This is a genomic window from Mycobacterium sp. E787, from assembly GCF_001668725.1.
GTDB lineage: Bacteria > Actinomycetota > Actinomycetes > Mycobacteriales > Mycobacteriaceae > Mycobacterium.
Genome location: NZ_LZKL01000103.1, coordinates 1 through 2,767, shown reverse-complemented (window position 1 = coordinate 2,767; position 2,767 = coordinate 1). Strand labels below are relative to the sequence as shown.

Below are 2,767 nucleotides of genomic sequence, written 5' to 3'. Positions count from 1 at the left end.
TGCGCGGTCGCATCGTCGTCGGCTTCGGCTATTGCGCCGCTCCTCCTCGCCCGCTGCGCGGTCGCATCGTCGTCGGCGCGGATCACGGGCGCAGCTCGATCGCCGTTTTGCCGATTCGAATCGGCGTTCCGATGGGAACCCGTACCGCAGTCGTCACCTTCGCCCTGTCAAGGTAAGTGCCGTTGGTCGATCCTAGATCCTCGACGTACCATTCCGAGCCGCGCTGGGACAGCCGGGCGTGCCGTGTCGAGGCGTAGTCGTCGGTGAGCACCAGGGTCGAGTCGTCGGCGCGTCCGATCAGCACCGGTTGCCCGCTGAGCGTGATGCGGGCGCCGGTGAGCGCGCCCTCGGTCACCACGAGATAGCGTGCCGCGTGGCGACGCTGGCGCGAGGGCAGCAGCGTGCCGCGCAGCGCCAGGCCGCGCCGCACCATGACGGCCCCGGTGGGCGCGTAGATATCGGTCCGCAGGATCCGCAACACGGACCAGATGAATACCCATAACAACATCAAAAATCCGGCACGCGTCAGCTGCAGTACCAGTCCCTGCATCTGGCGTCCTTTCCGTCCTGGCGCCGCGCCCCTCGTCGCGCCCGTGACACCGAGCACATCAGCAACGTCACGATACTTAAACGGTCGTCGACGCGGGGCGAAGCACGGCAGCTTCGAGCCCGTGCGTCTAGTGGATGCGGACGATGATCTCCGAGTGGCCCAGACGGATCACGTCGCCGTCGGCCAACTGCCACTCCTGTACCGGTGCGTTGTTCACGGTCGTGCCGTTGGTGGAGTTGAGGTCGGAAAGGAGCGCGACCTGCCCGTCCCAGCGGATTTCCAGATGACGGCGGGAAACGCCGGTGTCGGGCAACCGGAATTGGGCGTCCTGGCCGCGGCCGATGATGTTGGCCCCTTCGCGTAACTGGTAGGTCCGGCCGCTGCCGTCGTCGAGCTGCAGGGTCACCGTCGTTCCCGCGGCGCCGTAGCCGCCCTGGCCGTAACCGCCGTAGCCGCCGCCCGGCTGCTGGCCGTAATCAGCCGGCTGGCCGTAGTCGGCGGGCTGGCCGTATTCCGCGGGCGGGCTGTACTGGTAGTCGGGGTGGGCGGTGTCGGCATACCCGCCGCCTTGCGGGGCGTATCCGCCGCCCGGAACGCTTTCGGCGTACTGGGTGTAGTCACCCGGGCCGTACTCCTGCTGGCCGTATCCCCCGCCCTGCTGGTAGCCCTGGTCGTATCCGCCGCCCTGGTCCGGGTAGGCCGGCCGGTGTTGCTCGGGCGCGCCCTGCGGGGCCGGCGGGGCATATCCGCTTTCCTCTTGGCGCGCCGGCCCGCGACCGTAGTCGCCGTAGCCGTAGCCCTGTTGGGTGGCGGGCTGACCGCCGGGCGGGCCGTAGCCGCCACCCTGGCGGTAGCCCTGGTCGTAGCCTTGGCCGCCGTAGCCGCCCGGGGCCGGGGGGCGTTGCTCGTAGGACGGCGGGTAACCACCCTGCCCCTGGTCGGGGTAGCCGCCGGGCGCCTGGTATCCGCGCTGGTCATAGCCGCCATGATCCGGGTAGCCGCCGCGCTGGCCCTGGTAGCCGCCCTGCTCGGGATAACCGCCTTGCTCGGGGTAGCCGCCGCGCTGTTCCTGGTAGCCGCCCTGCTCGGGGTAACCGCCCTGCTCGGGGTAGCCGCCCTGTTGCGGGTAGGCGCCCTGCTCCGGCTGACGCGGCGGCGGGTAGCCGCCGGGGGGCGGGTAGCCCTGCTCGGGCGGGTAGCCACCGCGGGGCTCCGGTCCGCCCTGCGGCTCCGGTGCGCGCGGCTCCTCTTGCGGGCGTCCGTAACGGTCGTCGTAGTACTCGTCGCCGGGCCGGCCCTGCCCCTGACCCCCGTGGTAGCTCGAATTGTCAGTCATTGCTGCTACTCCTCGTTCTGCGCCGAACGCGTGATCTGATTGTGGCCGGAGGGGGTGGATGACGGTCGGGCGGGGCTCGACATCGGGGTTGACAGCACCGCGGGCGCGGTACTGACCGGTATGCAGGCTCGACGACTGCTCGAACCGGACGACCACATCACCATACGTTTGCCACCCCTGTTCATAGATATAGTCGGCCAGGTACCTCGCGAAAGCGTTCGACGTGAGATCCGTGTCGGCTCCCACCTTCGCAAAGTCGTGCATACCGAGGGTAATGATGTATTCGTTGGGGGCCAAAAGCCGATCGCCGTGCAGCGTCTGTACCCCGCCCTCGGCTTCCCTGCGCAATAGACCTTCAACCTCTTGCGGCACGATCGATCCGCCGAACAGTCGGGCGAACGCGTTGTCGACCGTGGCCTCGAGCTTGCGCTCGATGCGCTGAACGAGCCCCTTTTGGCTACTCATGCGTCAGCGCTCGCCCGCAGCTGCCGTGGTGTGTCGCGGGCGCGAGGCAAACGGACCGCCCGCGTGTTGGGTCACTCCAGCATGGTATCGGGACACCGCGATGCGGCGGCACCTCGGGAACTCTGAGAATCGCATCCGTGCAGCTCAGGACGCCGCGGCGGCGGTCGCGGGCGGCGCGACCGGGCGGCCGGTCCCGCCAAGGCGATTGGGGCGGACGGCCATTAGAGTGGTATGGTCCATCGGTTGTTTTTCCGGGCGAGTGGCGGAATGGCAGACGCGCTGGCTTCAGGTGCCAGTGTCCTTCGGGACGTGGGGGTTCAAGTCCCCCTTCGCCCACTGTGTGATGTCGCGAGACATCGAGGACAGATGTCTCGCGACATAGTGAACACCCTCAGTTGTTGGCTGGGGGTGTTTTG

At 68.5% G+C, this 2,767-nt stretch carries 2 protein-coding genes and 1 tRNA gene; 1 reads left to right on the top strand and 2 read right to left on the bottom strand.

All coding sequences use genetic code 11. The annotated features are described in order from the left end of the window. Positions 1 to 82 precede the first annotated feature (82 nt). Both A5705_RS20655 and A5705_RS20650 read right to left on the bottom strand, forming a co-directional pair. Positions 83 to 550 carry an FHA domain-containing protein gene (locus A5705_RS20655; protein ID WP_066917067.1) on the bottom strand — a complete coding sequence of 156 codons (468 nt, stop codon included), beginning with the start codon at positions 548 to 550 and terminating at the stop codon, positions 83 to 85. Between the two features lie 127 nt (positions 551 to 677). After that, positions 678 to 2,351 (bottom strand): DUF3662 and FHA domain-containing protein, encoded by a 1,674-nt coding sequence (locus A5705_RS20650; protein WP_068279657.1) that lies wholly within the window; start codon positions 2,349 to 2,351, stop codon positions 678 to 680. Positions 2,352 to 2,604: 253 nt separating this feature from the next. On the opposite strand from A5705_RS20650, the gene A5705_RS20645 reads away from it, so the two are divergent. Next, positions 2,605 to 2,687 (top strand) — tRNA-Leu (locus A5705_RS20645). Positions 2,688 to 2,767: the final 80 nt, after the last annotated feature.

Coding starts and splice junctions, on each gene's coding strand:
- A5705_RS20650 (WP_068279657.1), bottom strand. CDS start 2,351: ATGAGTAGCCAAAAGGGGCTCGTTCAGCGCATCGAGCGCAAGCTCGAG.
- A5705_RS20655 (WP_066917067.1), bottom strand. CDS start 550: ATGCAGGGACTGGTACTGCAGCTGACGCGTGCCGGATTTTTGATGTTG.